Here is a 14,404-nt window from a genome sequence, read left to right on the forward strand (position 1 = left end):
CCCTGACCAAAGTCTTGCTCGCACGTCCGGTTACGCGGCCGCGATGTCCATCCTGCGGCAGAAGCAAGATGCCTCGATCGGCACCTCCGCCCGCGACTGGGCGAGGTCAAGTCGCTGCTTGATCAGCGGCCTCTCGGCCTTGTCGCCACGCCGCATGAGACATTCGTGCAAACCGTGAAGCGACCACAGATTGTCGGGATGCTGGCAGGCCCGGCTCAGCTTTCCATCGAGGCCGAGATCGGAACGGTACACTGCCTCGGCTTCCTCGACCCGTCCCTGCTCCAGCAGCAGCGCGCCGAGTGCGTGACGCGGTGGCTGCATCCATCCCCACGGCTCGTCATAGGGCAAGGCGTCGCTGAGCGCGACCGATCTGCGCAGCTCAGCGAACGCGAAGTCGTAATTGGCTTTGCGATATTCCAGTTCGCCATTCAACATGGCTTCGGCCACGCCGAGCAGGGCGACGACCTTGTTGTTGTGCACGAGCCGGCTCTCCGGCACGCGCGTCTTCGCCTGTGCGAACAACGCTTTCTCGGTTTCGGCCTCAGTGACGTGGCCAAGCGCCGAATGAGCCACCGCCTTGGCGTAGTGGATCATCGCCGTCACAGAGCAGTATAGCTCGCGATCCTCCGGCAGCTGTTGGGCAATGATGTCGTGCCATTTGCCGAAACGCACGAGAACGTGCTGCTTCATCGTCAAATAGCCTTCCAGGAAGTCCGCCATGGGGGGCGATTGAATGCGCAGCACTGGCTCGGGCACGGTGGCAATGAGTTCCTCGGCCGCTGCGATAGCGGGGGCGTATTGACCCAGGAACATCGCGCCGTAGATGGCGAAGTGGAAGTTGTGGATGACATAGACCAGGTAGACACCCGGATCGTCCGAATAAGCGAGGAATCTGCGGTCGGTCGCCAGCGCCTTCTGATTGTAGAGCAGGACGTCGTTGTACTGCCCGCACAGCACGTCGAGATGCGTCGGCATGTGGATCAGATGGCCGCTATCGGGGGCGATCCCGCGCAGCCGGTCCCCAGCCCGCATCGCCCGTTGCGGGAAGGGCGACATCTCCATGAGGTGGACGTAGAGATGGAGCAGCCCCGGATGATTCCACGCAGCCGGCCATCCATCGAAAGCTTGTTCGAGCACGGCCCTGCATTCCTCGGTGCCAGCGCCCTTGGTGGGTTCTCCAGACTCAAGGTCCCACATCAGCCACGGCGTCTCATTCATGATCGATTCGGCAAAGATGGCTCGGACATCGAGATCTTCGGGATACGTGGCGAAGACCTTTCGCATCTCTCGCGTGAAGGCCTTGTCCCACGGCGCCATGTCCTCGATCGCTTCACGCTGCGGATAGCGCACCGACAAGGCGCGGATCAGCGCTTGCTCGACCGGGCTCGCCTTATCCGCCTGCGCGAGCGCGTCCTGCGTCGCATCGTATGATGCCGCCAGCGCCAATTGACGGCCTTGTGCGTCATAGCGGACCCAGGGCAGGTTGTAGTTGGGACCCGCGGCGTAGCCGATGCCCCAATGCGCCATGGCGCAGCTGCTATCGAACTCGAGCGCCTTGCGAAAACATTTGATTGCCTCGCCGTGGTTGAACCCGAACACCCAGTTGAGCCCTCGGTCGAACCAGAGCTGCGCATCGGGCGAGGTCGTCGTGATTTTGCGGCTGTAGGGTCCGAGATCAAAATAGGTCATTGCCTCTGCCCCCCTTTGATCGCTTCGGTCGTTTTGCCGATTGCTCGGGCCGTCGGCGGCTGATCCGTCCGGACCGAGCCTGCACATTATCAAGAGCGCCGGCTCCGCGCTATCGAGCTATGCGCGAAACGCCATGAGGTCGCCCGGGTGAGGCTCAAGACAGAGTTGTGGCCAGCGGGTATAACCGCCGCTCCTGCCAGGGAGGGAGCAAGAATGATTTACGAAATGCGTATCTATCGTTGCGTGCCCGGCCGCCTACCGGCATTGCTCAAGCGCTTCGAGACCGCCACGCTAAAAATCTGGGAGAAGCACGGCATCAAGCAGGCCGGGTTCTTCACCACCCTGATCGGCGAATCCAACCAGGACCTGACCTATTTCCTCGCCTGGGACTCGCTTGCCGAGCGCGAGAAGAAGTGGGGCGCGTTCATGACCGATCCGGACTGGATGAAGGCGCGCGCCGAGAGCGAAGCCGACGGCCAGATCGTCGCCAACATCGTCAGCCAGATCCTGACCCCGACCGCCTTCTCGGCGGTGAAGTAGCAGGCGGCGGGCAGGGAACCCTGGCGCAACCCTGATATTCGGACCGCCCGGGCGGAAGAGGGTTGATCCGACCCTCGTGGCGGCTATGGTCGCGCCGAAACGAGGGATTTGCCTTGAGCTCTTCGAATTCAGCGGCGCCGGTCGTCACCATCGGCAGGGTCAAATTCGGCAATGATTTGCCGATCTCGGTCATTGCCGGGCCCTGCCAGCTCGAGAGCCGCCAGCATGCGCTGGAGGTCGCCTCCGCGCTGAAGGAGATCGCCGCGCGGCTGAACTTGGGCCTCGTCTACAAGACCTCGTTCGACAAGGCCAACCGCACCAGCGCGGCGGCGGCGCGCGGGCTGGGCCTTGCGCAGTCGCTGCCGATCTTCGCCGAGATCCGATCCTCGCTCGGCCTGCCTGTCCTGACCGACGTGCACGAAGCCACGCAATGCGCCGAGGTGGCGCAGGCCGTGGACATCCTGCAGATTCCAGCCTTTCTGTGCCGGCAGACCGATCTGCTGCTGGCGGCGGCCGCGACCGGCAAGGTCGTCAACGTCAAGAAGGGCCAGTTCTTGGCACCCTGGGACATGGCCAACGTCGTGACCAAGATCACGAGCGCCGGCAATCCCAACGTGCTCGTCACCGAGCGCGGTGCCTCGTTCGGTTACAACACGCTCGTCTCCGACATGCGCGCGCTGCCGATCCTGGCGCGCACCACCGGCGCACCCGTCATCTTCGACGCCACCCATTCGGTGCAGCAGCCGGGCGGGAAGGGGACGTCCTCGGGCGGTGAGCGCGAATTCGTCCCGGTGCTGGCGCGTGCAGCTGTCGCGGTCGGCGTTGCCGGCGTCTTCATCGAGACCCATCCCGATCCCGATCGCGCGCCTTCCGACGGTCCTAACATGGTGCCGCTGCGCGAGTTCGAAGGGCTCATCGCCCGGCTGATCGCGTTCGACGCGCTGGCAAAGAATCCGCGCTGATGCAGCAGAGCGAGGCGCGGCCGCCAGATCCCGGCTTGCCGACGGCGCTCTACGTCATCTCAGGCGCAAGCTTCGCCGCTGCCTTGTCGGCCCGTGCACTCGATCCGGTGCTGCCGCACGTCGCCGAGGATTTTGGCGTCAGCATCGCGACCGCCGCGGGCTTTGCCGCGGTGTTCGCCTTCACCTTCTCGATCATCCAGCCGATTATCGGCGCCGCCGCCGATCTGTTCGGCAAGACGCGGCTGATGATCGGCTGCCTCGCGCTGCTCGGCCTCGCCAACATCCTGGGCGCATTCTCGACGTCGTTCTCGGTTCTGTTTGCGACCCGCATCCTCGCGGGCATCGGCTCCGGCGGCGTATTTCCGGTGGCGCTCAGCCTGACCAGCGATCTCGTCGGGTCCGAGAAACGCCAGGTTGCGATCAGCCGCACGCTCGCCGGCGCCATGACCGGCAATCTGCTCGGCGCCTCGGCCTCCGGCCTGATCGGCGATTTCCTCGGCTGGCGCGGCGTGCTGGCGGTGCTCGGTGTGCTCGTGATCGTCGCGTCTATCGCAGTCGCTGCCGGCTTTCGTGGCGCCAAGGTCAAGCATCCGCCGAAGACGAGCCTGTCGGCGCTGAAGGCCGGCTATCGCACCATCTTCACCAACCCGAATGCCTATGTCTGCTATTCGGCTGTGTTCATCGAAGGCTGCTGCGTGCTCGGCCTGTTTCCCTACATCGCTTCGTTCCTGTTCGAGCTCGGCCAGACCTCGTTGTCGATCGCCGGCATCGTCATCGCCGGCTTTGCGGTCGGCGGCCTGTTCTACACGCTCACGGTGTCGCGCCTGCTGCCTTGGCTCGGCGTGAAGGGCATGATGATCGCAGGGATGACGCTGGTCGCCTCACAGCTCATCGCCGTCGCCTTCGGTCCACGCTGGGAAGTGCAGGCGCTGAATCTCGTCGTGATGGGCTGGGGCTTCTACATCGCCCATGGCTGTCTCCAGGTCTTCGCCAGCGAGCTCTCGGTCGAGGCGCGCGCCACAGCAATGTCGCTGCATTCGTTCTTCTTCTTCATGGGGCAGACGGTGGGGCCGCTCGCCTACGGATTCGGGCTCCAGCATGCCGGCAAGATGGCGACCTTGTCTGCAAGCGCCGCGATCATGGTGCTGCTCGGCCTCGTCTGCGCGCGGCTGCTCAAGCAGCGGGCGCCGTCAGACGCCCGCGTCTGAGCGCGCGTCCGGAAGAAGCGCCCTCTCAAAAAGCTTCGCGAGCAGTCTTTGTGGTGCTCAGGCGCTCGCGTGGGCCTCCCGCCAGAGGTCAAGCACCTCGTGGCGCGTAATGCCACGGGTGATGAACACGATGCGTGAACGGCGGTCGGCATTGGGCCATTTTGCCAGCGCCACCGGCGGATGGAAGACGTGGTGGACGCCATGGACCGCGACCGGTGTGGCTTCATCGCGAAGATTCAAGATGCCCTTGACCCGCAAGAGGTCCTCGCCCCGGGTGGCACGCAGATGTGCGAGCCAGCGCGATACGGCCATCCAGTCAAGGGGATCGTCGAATGCGATCATGAAGCTGAGGATCGACGCGTCGTGGCTATGATGCTCGTGATGGGCATGACCGTCATCGTGATGATGGCCGCGCTCATGCGCAGCCTTGGCGATGTCGGCGAACGCCTGCTCGTTGAGCCAGCGCTCGATATCGGCTGTCTTCTTTTCGGGGTCAATGAGGGCGGCGCCGAACAGTTGAGCCGGATCGACCTCGCCATGCGCCACGTTCTCGATCCTGGCGCTGGGATTGAGCCGACGAAGCCGCAAGTCCAGTGCGTCAGTGTCATTGACCAAATCGCGCTTGGTGATCAGCAGCCGGTCAGCGAGCGCGACCTGCTTCACCGCCTCGTATTGGCGGTCGAGCTGCCGCGCTGCATTGACCGCGTCGACGGTGGTCACCACGGTGTCTAGCCGCAGGAAATGCGAGACCAAGGGGTTGTTCAGCAGCAGCTGAGCGATGGGAGCGGGGTCAGCCAACCCCGTCGTCTCAACCAAAATCCTGCGGAACGGCGGGACCTCGCCACGATCGCGGCGCACCAGCAGCGCGCGCAGGGTCTCTTCCAGATCGCTGCGAATAGTGCAGCAAATACAACCACTCGCAAGCACGGCGACTTCGCCGTCCACGCGTTCCACGAGGAGGTGGTCGAGGCTGACCTCGCCATATTCGTTGATGATGACGGCGCTGTCCTTCATCGCGTCGTGGCGCAGCAGGCGGTTGAGCAATGTGGTCTTGCCGCTGCCAAGAAAGCCGGTGATCAGTGACACCGGAGTCCGCTCGGCGGATTTGTCGCTCTCGAACAGGCTCATCGGCGTCCTCAACCCTGGTCTTATTTTTGTCGCTGGACAACAGCCTAATGGAGGACGAGCATTCCGAAAACAGGATCTTAAGCCCGATCTCAGCGGGCACACCCCGGGAGGAAGCGATGGACCATACCAAAGGCGATGAAGAGAAGGGCGGTGCGGCGACCGATCGGCGGACCTTGCTCCGCACGGCAGGTCTTGCTGGTGCGGCTGGGGCGGCGTTCGCAGGTGCGATGCACGGCAAGTTCTCACTCGCACCGATCACCGCGGCCCAAGCCCAAACCCCGGCGATGCCAAAGGGCGTGGACAAGCCTTGGTGGCCCTCGAAATGGGGCAAGGACGACGAGGCTGGCGCGTCGAACCACATCACGCCAGCGAAGGTTCTCGATGCCGTGAAGTGGATCAAGGATGGCAAGATCTACAAGATCGGCCGCGTTTACGAGCAAGGCATGCCGTTGTTCGGCGCCCGCGCATTCTCGTTGCGCATTCCCGGCGGGCCGACTGGCGGCCCGTTCGGCGACAACAAGCTCGTCTATCACGACGAGTTTCTCGCCACCGAAATCGGCCAGACCGGCACACAATTCGACGGACTCGGCCATATCGGTATCCAGCTGGGCAAGGACGGCGACAAGAGCGAGATGCGCTTCTACAACGGCTTCACTGCCGCTGAGATCGGCGACGCCTACGGCCTGAAGAAGCTTGGCACCGAGAAGCTCAAGCCGCTGTTCACACGCGCCCACCTGATCGATATGGTCGCGCTGAAGGGCGGCATGATGGATGCGGGCCAAGAGATCACCTCGGCCGATATCAAGGCGGCGCTGGCGAAGCAAAGCATCGCGGAGAGCGACATCAAGCCAGGCGATGCGATCATGTTCCACACCGGCTGGGGCTCCCTGTGGATGAAGAACAATGATCGCTACAATAGCGGCGAGCCCGGGATCGGCCTCGATGCCGCGAAGTGGATCATCGAGAAGGATCTCGCGCTGACTGCGGCCGACACCTGGGCGGTCGAAGTGGTGCCCAATCCCGACAAGTCGCTCGCTTTCGCGGTTCATTCCGAATTGCAGACCAAGCACGGCATTCTCAACCACGAGAACCTGATCTTCGACGAGTTGATTGCCGACAAGAAGTACCAGTTCGTCTACTGCTTCACGCCGTCGCCGATCAAAGGCGCGACCGGCAGCAATGGCTGTCCGATCGCGATCACCTGAGGCGGATAAAACGCGGGTGGGCGGGCTTCCCCGCGCACCCGCGAAAGGCCGCCCGATCTGCCCCGCCCGCGATAGGCGCGAGGCCGGGAGGCATTGCTCCCCATCCTGACCGCGCTCGGCAATGCCGGCCTCACCACCATCCTCTCCGGTTTCGAGACTACTTCCACGGTAGGGGAGCGCGATCGCCGTCCGGACCGACGAGCCGCGCCGGCTGCGCCGCTTCGCGCTGTTCCGGTGTCGCGGGTGCTCAGAAAATATGCAAATTTTTGTTGCTCGACAAACACATCGCGCCGAAAATCGTTCAGCCATGCGTGATGACACCGATCATCGATGGTTCGCGGGTGGCGAAGCAGCTAGATATTCGCTGTTTGAATTATCTGACAATCGAGGGCAGCTGCAGCGCAGGGCCCAGCGGAATTTTCAATGATCCGGGCGGACGGGGTTGGGCCCACGCGTGGGGCGCTCTTGAAGGCTTTTCTCGCCGGCACAGCTCTTGCGACGGTTGCCTTGGTGCCGTCCCTGGCGCGAGCGCAGGTCTGGCAGGACGGTGGCATCGACAACGGCAATTACAACGCGCCGTCCAATTGGTCGACTGGTACGGTCCCCGACACCGCGGGTGAAACCGCGACCTTTTCCTCGACTGGCACGACGGCCGTCACAGTCACCCTTGGCCCCATCGCGCCCCAGTCCTGGATTTTCGACGCTGCCTCACAAGGCTACACAATCAGCGGTCAGGCGGTGAATTTTGTCGCCGGCATCACCAACAATGCCGTCGGTGTCGGTACTTTCATCTCGATCAGCAACAACATGACGGGCGCGACGATCTCGCAGGCAGGGTCGAGCCGGTTGACGCTGTCCGGCACCAACTCGTTCACCACCACCAGCGTTACCGCCGGAACCTTCGTCAACACCGGCAGCCTGACGACGTCGCTGACCGTCAGTGCGATCGCGAGCAATCAAGGTACCCTGATCGGCGACATCACCACCACCACCGGTTTCTCCAATCTTCCAGCCGGCATCATCTCCGCGACGACGATTGCCAACAACGGTGGCACGTTCTTCAACAATGGCTCGATCACGACGACCGGAGGCACGACCAATGCCGCCGGCGCCACCTTCAACACGACGGGCACGGTCAACGGCGGACTGACGAATGCGGGCACGGCCAACGCGAGGGGCGTGTTCAATGACGGCATCACCAACCAGGGCAGCGGCGCCTTCGCGCTGAGCGGCGACCTGACCACCAATGGTGCGGTGACCAACAACGGGACATCGAGCCTGGCCGTGCAGTTCGGCAGCTTCACCGGCATCACGACGCTGACGAACAATTCGACCTCGGCCACGGCGGTCCAGGTGGCGGCAGGCCGGACGCTGAGCGCGACCAGCATCGTCAACAACGCCGGTTCCTTCACCAACGCAGGTACGGTGACGACGACCGCCGGGACGACGAACGCAGCCGCCGGTACCTTCACGACGACTGGAACGGTCAATGGCGGACTGACGAATTCCGGCACGACGAACGCAGCCGGCACGATCAACGGCAACGTCGACCATCAAGGCGGTACCTTCACGGTGACCGGTGCGCTCACCGTCAACGGGACCCTGACCACCGGTGCAATATCCGACCTTTTTGTCTCAGGCGGCGATCTCACCGTAACGACGCTGATCAACCAGGCCAGCGCGATGATTCACGCCACCTGGATCGACGCCGGCCGGACGGTCAATGCGACGACCGTGACCAACGACGGCAATCTTGGAGTCACGGGAACGCTGAATGCGACAAACACGATCAGCAACGCCATCGGCGCCAATATCGTCGTCGACCCCACCGGGACGATCAATGGATCGATCAACGCCGCCGGCGGATACACGCAGCTCTATGGGACGATCAACGGCAACGTGACACTGTCCGGCGGTCTCGCTTCGATGAACACCTATGGCGGCACCGTCACGGGGCGGGTGGACATGACGGCTGCCGGTGCGAATGTCTACTCGACCTCGGGCGGCGCGACCTACGGCTCACTCGCCGGCGTGGCGGGCACCCAGCTCAATACGGGCGCATTTGCCTTCACCGTCGGGGGCGACAATTCGACGTCTGTGTTCGCCGGATCCATCATTGGCACCGGCAGCTTCGTGAAGACCGGGTCCGGCGCCCTGATCCTGTCCGGCGATAGCAGCAGTTACACCGGCACCACCACGGTTGACGGCGGCACGCTCGTCGTGTCGGGATCGATGGCGTCGTCGGCTCTCACCACCGTCAATTCCGATGGATACCTGACCGGAAACGGTGCAGTCGGAGCCGCCCTGATCGCGGGAGGCTATTTCTCGCCGGGTGCGCCGGGTAGCCCGGGAACCTCGATGGCAGTGACAAGCCTCGTGATGCAACCTGGGGCGTACTTCAATGTCTTCGTCAATCCCACAACCTCCACCTTTGCCAATGTTGCCGGCAATGCATCGCTTGGCGGCGCCACCGTTAGTGCAAATTTTGCGGCCGGCTCTTACGTCGCCAAGCAGTACACGATCCTGAATGCGACCAGCATCACCGGCGCGTTCAGTCCTACGGTGACCAATATTGGCCTGCCGTCAGGTTTTCACACCAGCGTGAGCTATGACACCACACATGCTTATCTGGACCTCGCGCTGAACTTCGTGCCCCCGTCCGGCAACCTCAACGGCAATCAGCAGAACGTCGGCAACGCGATCATCAACTATTTCAACGCCAACGGCACCATCCCGATGGTGTTCGGTAGCCTGACGCCCGCCGGCTTGACCCAGCTCTCCGGCGAGGTCGGCAGCGCGCCGCAGCAGGCGACCTTCAACGCGATGAACCAGTTCATGGGCGTGATGACCGATCCATTCATCGCGGGCCGCGGCGATCCCATCAGTGCGGGCGGCACGCCGAATGCTTATGCGGATGAGACCGCCTTGGCGTACGCGCGCAAGCGCAAGCCGGACGACGCATTGGCTGCGATCTACACCAAGGCACCGGTTGCACCGTCGTTCGAGCAGCGCTGGAGCGTCTGGGCGGCAGGCTTCGGCGGCGCGCAGCAGACCGACGGCAACGCCATCGTCGGATCGAACACCACCACAAGCAACCTCTATGGCACCGCCGTCGGTGCGGATTATCGCATCTCGCCGGATACGCTGGTTGGCTTCGCGCTCGCCGGCGGCGGCACCAACTTTACCGTGGCGAACGCGCTCGGCGGCGGCCGGTCCGACCTGTTCCAGGCCGGCGCCTTCCTCCGGCACATCGTCGGCCCTGCCTACATCACCGGTGCGCTGGCCTATGGATGGCAGGACATCACCACAGATCGCACCGTGACGGTTGCCGGCGTCGATCGCCTGCGCGCTGAGTTCAACGCCAACGCCTATTCCGGCCGCCTCGAGGGCGGCTACCGCTTCGTCACGCAGGGCGTCGGCCTTACGCCTTACGCCGCAGCGCAGTTCACGACGTTCGACCTGCCGGCTTACGCCGAACAGGCCATCGTCGGCGGCAACCTGTTCGCGCTGGCCTATGGTGCCAAGAGCGTCACTAACACCCGCACCGAGCTCGGCCTGCGCACGGACAAATCCTTCGCCCAGGCCGACGGGATCGTCACCTTGCGCGGGCGGCTCGCCTGGGCGCACGACTTCAATCCCGACCGCGTCATCGGAGCCACGTTCCAAGCTCTGCCCGGCGCGAGCTTTGTCGTGAACGGCGCGGCGATGGCCGCCGATTCCGCGCTGGTGACGGGATCAGTCGAGAAGAAGTGGCTCACCGGCTGGTCGGCTGCCGGGACGTTCGAGGGTGAGTTCTCGAACGTCACGCGCTCCTACGCAGGCAAGGGCGTGGTGCGGTACGCGTGGTGAAACGGATCCTGTCGGGACAGGACCTGGACAGACGCACTGAGAGAGGCGTTATTTCGCCCCGCCGGTCGCGATGGGCTCCATCCCGCTCGCGATGATGGCGTCGTGCGCGGCGGGGGAGGCGAGGAAGTTTATCAAGGCGCGGCCAGCCTCCGGCTCCTTCGCGCCCGTCGCAATCCCAGCCGAGAAGATCGTGATCCTCTGCAATTCGTCCGGCAGGGGACCTACGATGTCGATGCCCTTGACGGGCTTCAACTCGCTGATCTGCTGAAAGCCGAGCTCGGCCTCGCCGTGCGCGACGATCTCGCCGACCGGCGTCGCCGGAATCTTGCGCGCCTTGTCCTTCATGGACTCAGTAATGCCGAGCTTGTCGAACATCTCGGTCGAGACGTAGACGCCACTGGCGCTATCGGAATAGGCGATCGTCTTCGCCGCCAGCAGCGCGCGCTTGACCGCATCGGCCGAGCTGATGTCCGGCTTCGGCGCGCCCGATTTCACCGCGATTCCGATCGGCGACTTCGTGAGATCGACCTGGCTGCCGGCGACGACCTTGCCTTTGCTCGCGAGGTCGCTGAGGGCATAGCCCACCATGATCAGGACGTCGGCCGGCTCGCCGCGCTCGAGCCGGACCGGAATCGCGTTCGCGGTCATTCCCATCGACGGCCCATATTCGGTGAGCACCTTGTGGCCACTGGTCTTTTCGAATTCCGGCACGAGCGCCTTGTAGGCCGCCGTCAGCCCGCCCGAAATCATCACCCGCACCTCAGCGGCATCTGATGTGCCGGTCAGCAAGAGGAGGCCGAAGAGGCCTAGCGCCAAATTACGGAATGTTGCCGAGATTGATGTCATCGTCTTCGCCTCTAACTAGCCCCGTCCGCGATAGGGCGCGACGCCTTGCTCGGGCACCCAAAGGCCCTTCGGCACGCGGCCGGTCTGCCAGAACACGTCGATCGGGATGCCGCCGCGCGGATACCAATAGCCGCCGATGCGCAGGAATTTCGGCTTGATCTCCGACGCGATACGCTTGCCGATCATCACGGTGCAGTCCTCGTGGAACGCGCCGTGATTGCGGAAGCTCGCGATGTAGAGCTTGAGCGATTTCGATTCCAGCAGCCAAGCGCCTGGCGCGTAGTCGATCATCAGATGCGCGAAATCCGGCTGGCCCGTGACCGGGCAGAGCGAGGTGAATTCCGGCACCGTGAAGCGGATCAGATAATCCGTGCCTTTCTGCGGATTGGGCACGCGGTCGAGTTGGGCCTCTTCCGGCGTGTGCGGCCATTCGACCGCGCGGCCGAGCTGGAGGGACTTTTTCGCCATCGTCGTCAACATCCTGTTTCGGATGCCGGGATGGACGCAAACGGGCTCGTCGTCAACCGGCGGCGATTGTCTGGATCATGACGATGCGATCGTTGCCGGACTCGCAGCCCCAAAGCTCGCCCGGCCGGCCGTCGAGCTGGCGGACATTGGCGTTGGCCTTGTCGCTGGCGAAGACGTTGAACTTCTCGGTGGCGGGATCGAAGCGCACAATGGCATTGGCGGAGAAATCGGTCAGCCAGACCTTGTCCTTGTCGTCGACGTACACGGCATAGGCGCGGGGACGTTCGCCCGGCAGCTTCCAGGTCCTCCACGAGCCGTCGGCGGGATCATGCACCGAGACGTGGCCGCTGTTCCACTCGCTGACCCAGATCCGGCCCCTCGAATCCGACCAGACGCGCCGCGACCCCTGGTTCGGGGTCGGCGGTTCGACCACGGTCGCATTGCCGCCCGCGCGGTCGATCTTCGCGATATGGCTGCCGCCGAGGGAGGCGTACCAGACATCACCGTTGGGCGTGACCGTGATGCCGTAGGGGCCGACCCCCTTCGGCGCCTTGAACACATTCATCTCGCCGGTCTTCGGAGACAGCCGCCCGTAATAGCCGGATTGGCCGGTGAACCAGTAGGTGCCATCCTTGTCGAACACGCCGGTGTTGAGATTGGCGGAGGCGAACCTTTCCGGCAGGCGGAACAACGTCACCTTGAGATCGGCAGGGTCGACCCGCGCAATCGCGTTCTGTCCGCCCTCGGTGATCCAGGGCGCGCCGTCGGGCCCGATGGTCACGCCGTGTGGGGCCGCGCCTTGGCCGAGGCTGACCGTCTTGAAGCGGCCATCGCGTGGATCGAGGCTGCCGAGCAGGCCCTTGCCCTGCGCCGTGAACCAGATCGTGCCGTCAGGGGCGGGCGTGAGATCGTGCAGGCCGATACCCGGGCTGATGGGGTAGTATCTCGTCCGGAACGCGCCTTCCTGCGCAAAACCTGGGCGGGCGGCGAGCAGCGCGGCGCTTGAGGCAAGAAATTGGCGGCGATTCATGGCGTTACCCCGACTGTTTGAGATTGAGGTTGGGCACGCGGACCAAATGCGGTCGAGCATATTCTGAGGCGCCTTGCGCGTCAGGCGGAGCGGTGCGTCCAAGCGTTCACATTTGCTTGCGGCCCGTGTAAGACCCGCGGCACCGATCAGCCCTAACGAACGGAAGTGGACATCATGACCGCCATCATCGACATCATCGGCCGCGAAATTCTCGATAGCCGGGGCAATCCCACCGTCGAGGTCGATGTCGTGCTGGAGGACGGGGCGCTTGGCCGCGCCGCGGTTCCGTCCGGCGCCTCCACCGGCGCCCATGAGGCCGTGGAACTGCGCGACGGCGACAAGACCCGCTATCTCGGCAAGGGCGTGACCAAAGCGGTCGGCGCCGTCAACGGCGAGATCTTCGAGGCCCTGAGCGGCCTCGACGTCGAGCAACAGGCCCAGATCGACCAGATCATGATCGACCTCGATGGCACGCCGAACAAGAGCCGGCTGGGCGCCAACGCCATTCTCGGCGTCTCGCTGGCCTGCGCCAAGGCGGCCGCGAACTCGCTCGACATGCCGCTCTATCGCTACGTCGGCGGCACCTCCGCGCGCCTGCTGCCGGTGCCGATGATGAACATCATCAATGGCGGCGTGCACGCCGACAACCCGATCGACTTCCAGGAATTCATGATCCTGCCGGTCGGCGCATCATCGTTCGCCGAAGGTCTCCGCTACGGCGCGGAAGTCTTCCATACGCTGAAGTCCGAATTGAAGAAGGCCGGCCACAACACCAATGTCGGCGACGAGGGCGGATTCGCCCCGAACCTGCCGTCGGCGGACGCCGCGCTCGACTTCGTCATGAACGCGATCGGCAAGGCCGGCTTCAAGGCGGGCACTGACATCATGCTCGGCCTCGACTGCGCCTCGACCGAGTTCTTCAAGGACGGCAAATACGTCTATGAGGGCGAGGGCAAGACCCGCTCGATCTCCGAGCAGGCGAAGTATCTTGCAGACCTCGTCGCGCGCTACCCGATCGTGACCATCGAGGACGGCATGTCGGAAGACGACATGGACGGCTGGAAGGAGCTCACCGACCTGATCGGCAAGAAGTGCCAGCTGGTCGGCGACGACCTCTTCGTCACCAACGTCAAGCGCCTCGCCGAAGGCATCAAGACCGGCCGCGCCAACTCGATCCTGATCAAGGTCAACCAGATCGGCACGCTGACCGAGACGCTCGCCGCGGTCGAGATGGCGCACAAGGCCGGCTACACCTCGGTGATGTCGCACCGTTCCGGCGAGACCGAGGATTCCACCATCGCCGACCTCGCGGTCGCCACCAATTGCGGTCAGATCAAGACCGGCTCCCTTGCAAGGTCCGACCGCACCGCCAAATACAACCAGCTCCTGCGCATCGAGCAGCAGCTCGGCAAGCAGGCGCTCTATGGCGGCAAGGCGGCACTGAAGGCGCTGGCGTAAGCCGGCGTCTCGATCCGCGCA

Annotated in this window: 11 protein-coding genes; 6 read left to right on the forward strand and 5 right to left on the reverse strand. The window is 63.9% G+C overall.

All coding sequences use genetic code 11. The annotated features are described in order from the left end of the window. Window positions 1-30: 30 nt before the first annotated feature. Window positions 31-1,689, reverse strand: a complete 1,659-nt coding sequence (locus ACM43_RS01960; RefSeq protein ID WP_271537748.1) for a hypothetical protein — start codon at window positions 1,687-1,689, stop codon at window positions 31-33. Window positions 1,690-1,902: 213 nt separating this feature from the next. Between ACM43_RS01960 and ACM43_RS01965 the strand changes: the two genes are divergently transcribed. The 3 genes from ACM43_RS01965 (at window position 1,903) to ACM43_RS01975 (ending at window position 4,399) form a co-directional block, all read left to right on the forward strand. Further along, window positions 1,903-2,229 carry an NIPSNAP family protein gene (locus ACM43_RS01965; RefSeq protein WP_271537750.1) on the forward strand — a complete coding sequence of 109 codons (327 nt, stop codon included), beginning with the start codon at window positions 1,903-1,905 and terminating at the stop codon, window positions 2,227-2,229. A gap of 113 nt (window positions 2,230-2,342) precedes the next feature. Beyond that, window positions 2,343-3,191, forward strand: a complete 849-nt coding sequence (kdsA, locus tag ACM43_RS01970; RefSeq protein WP_271537752.1) for a 3-deoxy-8-phosphooctulonate synthase — start codon at window positions 2,343-2,345, stop codon at window positions 3,189-3,191. Continuing rightward, window positions 3,191-4,399: an MFS transporter gene (locus ACM43_RS01975; protein ID WP_271537754.1), complete on the forward strand. Its 1,209-nt coding sequence runs from the start codon at window positions 3,191-3,193 to the stop codon at window positions 4,397-4,399. Before kdsA ends, ACM43_RS01975 begins: the two co-directional genes overlap by 1 nt. A 57-nt stretch (window positions 4,400-4,456) precedes the next feature. Here ACM43_RS01975 and ACM43_RS01980 read toward each other — a convergent pair whose 3' ends face one another. Further along, entirely contained in the window at window positions 4,457-5,527 is a 1,071-nt protein-coding gene (locus tag ACM43_RS01980) for a CobW family GTP-binding protein (RefSeq protein ID WP_271537756.1), read from the reverse strand. Window positions 5,528-5,643: 116 nt separating this feature from the next. On the opposite strand from ACM43_RS01980, the gene ACM43_RS01985 reads away from it, so the two are divergent. Then, the gene (locus ACM43_RS01985) at window positions 5,644-6,732 is read left to right on the forward strand and encodes a cyclase family protein (protein WP_271537758.1); all 1,089 of its coding nucleotides are present in this window, start codon (window positions 5,644-5,646) and stop codon (window positions 6,730-6,732) included. A gap of 465 nt (window positions 6,733-7,197) precedes the next feature. Next, on the forward strand, window positions 7,198-10,581 hold the full coding sequence (locus ACM43_RS01990; RefSeq protein WP_271537760.1) for an autotransporter domain-containing protein: 3,384 nt from the start codon (window positions 7,198-7,200) through the stop codon (window positions 10,579-10,581). 48 nt (window positions 10,582-10,629) lie between these two features. On the opposite strand, the gene ACM43_RS01995 is transcribed toward ACM43_RS01990, so the two are convergent. From ACM43_RS01995 to ACM43_RS02005, 3 genes are read right to left on the reverse strand one after another with little or no spacing between them, the layout of a single operon-like run. Beyond that, a complete protein-coding gene (locus tag ACM43_RS01995; RefSeq protein WP_271537762.1) occupies window positions 10,630-11,427 on the reverse strand; it encodes a substrate-binding domain-containing protein in 798 nt (265 codons plus the stop codon). A gap of 15 nt (window positions 11,428-11,442) precedes the next feature. Continuing rightward, the gene (gene queF / locus ACM43_RS02000) at window positions 11,443-11,907 is read right to left on the reverse strand and encodes a preQ(1) synthase (RefSeq protein WP_271537764.1); all 465 of its coding nucleotides are present in this window, start codon (window positions 11,905-11,907) and stop codon (window positions 11,443-11,445) included. 40 nt (window positions 11,908-11,947) lie between these two features. Further along, window positions 11,948-12,925 carry a Vgb family protein gene (locus ACM43_RS02005; RefSeq protein ID WP_271537766.1) on the reverse strand — a complete coding sequence of 326 codons (978 nt, stop codon included), beginning with the start codon at window positions 12,923-12,925 and terminating at the stop codon, window positions 11,948-11,950. Between the two features lie 174 nt (window positions 12,926-13,099). On the opposite strand from ACM43_RS02005, the gene eno reads away from it, so the two are divergent. After that, window positions 13,100-14,383, forward strand: coding sequence for a phosphopyruvate hydratase (gene eno / locus ACM43_RS02010; protein WP_157283638.1), 1,284 nt, complete (start codon window positions 13,100-13,102; stop codon window positions 14,381-14,383). The last annotated feature ends 21 nt before the right edge of the window (window positions 14,384-14,404 follow it).

This window comes from Bradyrhizobium sp. CCBAU 45321 (assembly GCF_028128975.1).
Taxonomy (GTDB): domain Bacteria; phylum Pseudomonadota; class Alphaproteobacteria; order Rhizobiales; family Xanthobacteraceae; genus Bradyrhizobium; species Bradyrhizobium yuanmingense.

Bases quoted from the DNA above. Each gene is read 5' to 3' on its own strand.
- ACM43_RS01960 (WP_271537748.1), bottom strand. From the start codon at position 1,689: ATGACCTATTTTGATCTCGGACCCTACAGCCGCAAAATCACGACGACC.
- ACM43_RS01965 (WP_271537750.1), top strand. From the start codon at position 1,903: ATGATTTACGAAATGCGTATCTATCGTTGCGTGCCCGGCCGCCTACCG.
- ACM43_RS01975 (WP_271537754.1), top strand. From the start codon at position 3,191: ATGCAGCAGAGCGAGGCGCGGCCGCCAGATCCCGGCTTGCCGACGGCG.
- ACM43_RS01980 (WP_271537756.1), bottom strand. From the start codon at position 5,527: ATGAGCCTGTTCGAGAGCGACAAATCCGCCGAGCGGACTCCGGTGTCA.
- ACM43_RS01985 (WP_271537758.1), top strand. From the start codon at position 5,644: ATGGACCATACCAAAGGCGATGAAGAGAAGGGCGGTGCGGCGACCGAT.
- ACM43_RS01995 (WP_271537762.1), bottom strand. From the start codon at position 11,427: ATGACATCAATCTCGGCAACATTCCGTAATTTGGCGCTAGGCCTCTTC.
- queF (WP_271537764.1), bottom strand. From the start codon at position 11,907: ATGTTGACGACGATGGCGAAAAAGTCCCTCCAGCTCGGCCGCGCGGTC.
- ACM43_RS02005 (WP_271537766.1), bottom strand. From the start codon at position 12,925: ATGAATCGCCGCCAATTTCTTGCCTCAAGCGCCGCGCTGCTCGCCGCC.
- eno (WP_157283638.1), top strand. From the start codon at position 13,100: ATGACCGCCATCATCGACATCATCGGCCGCGAAATTCTCGATAGCCGG.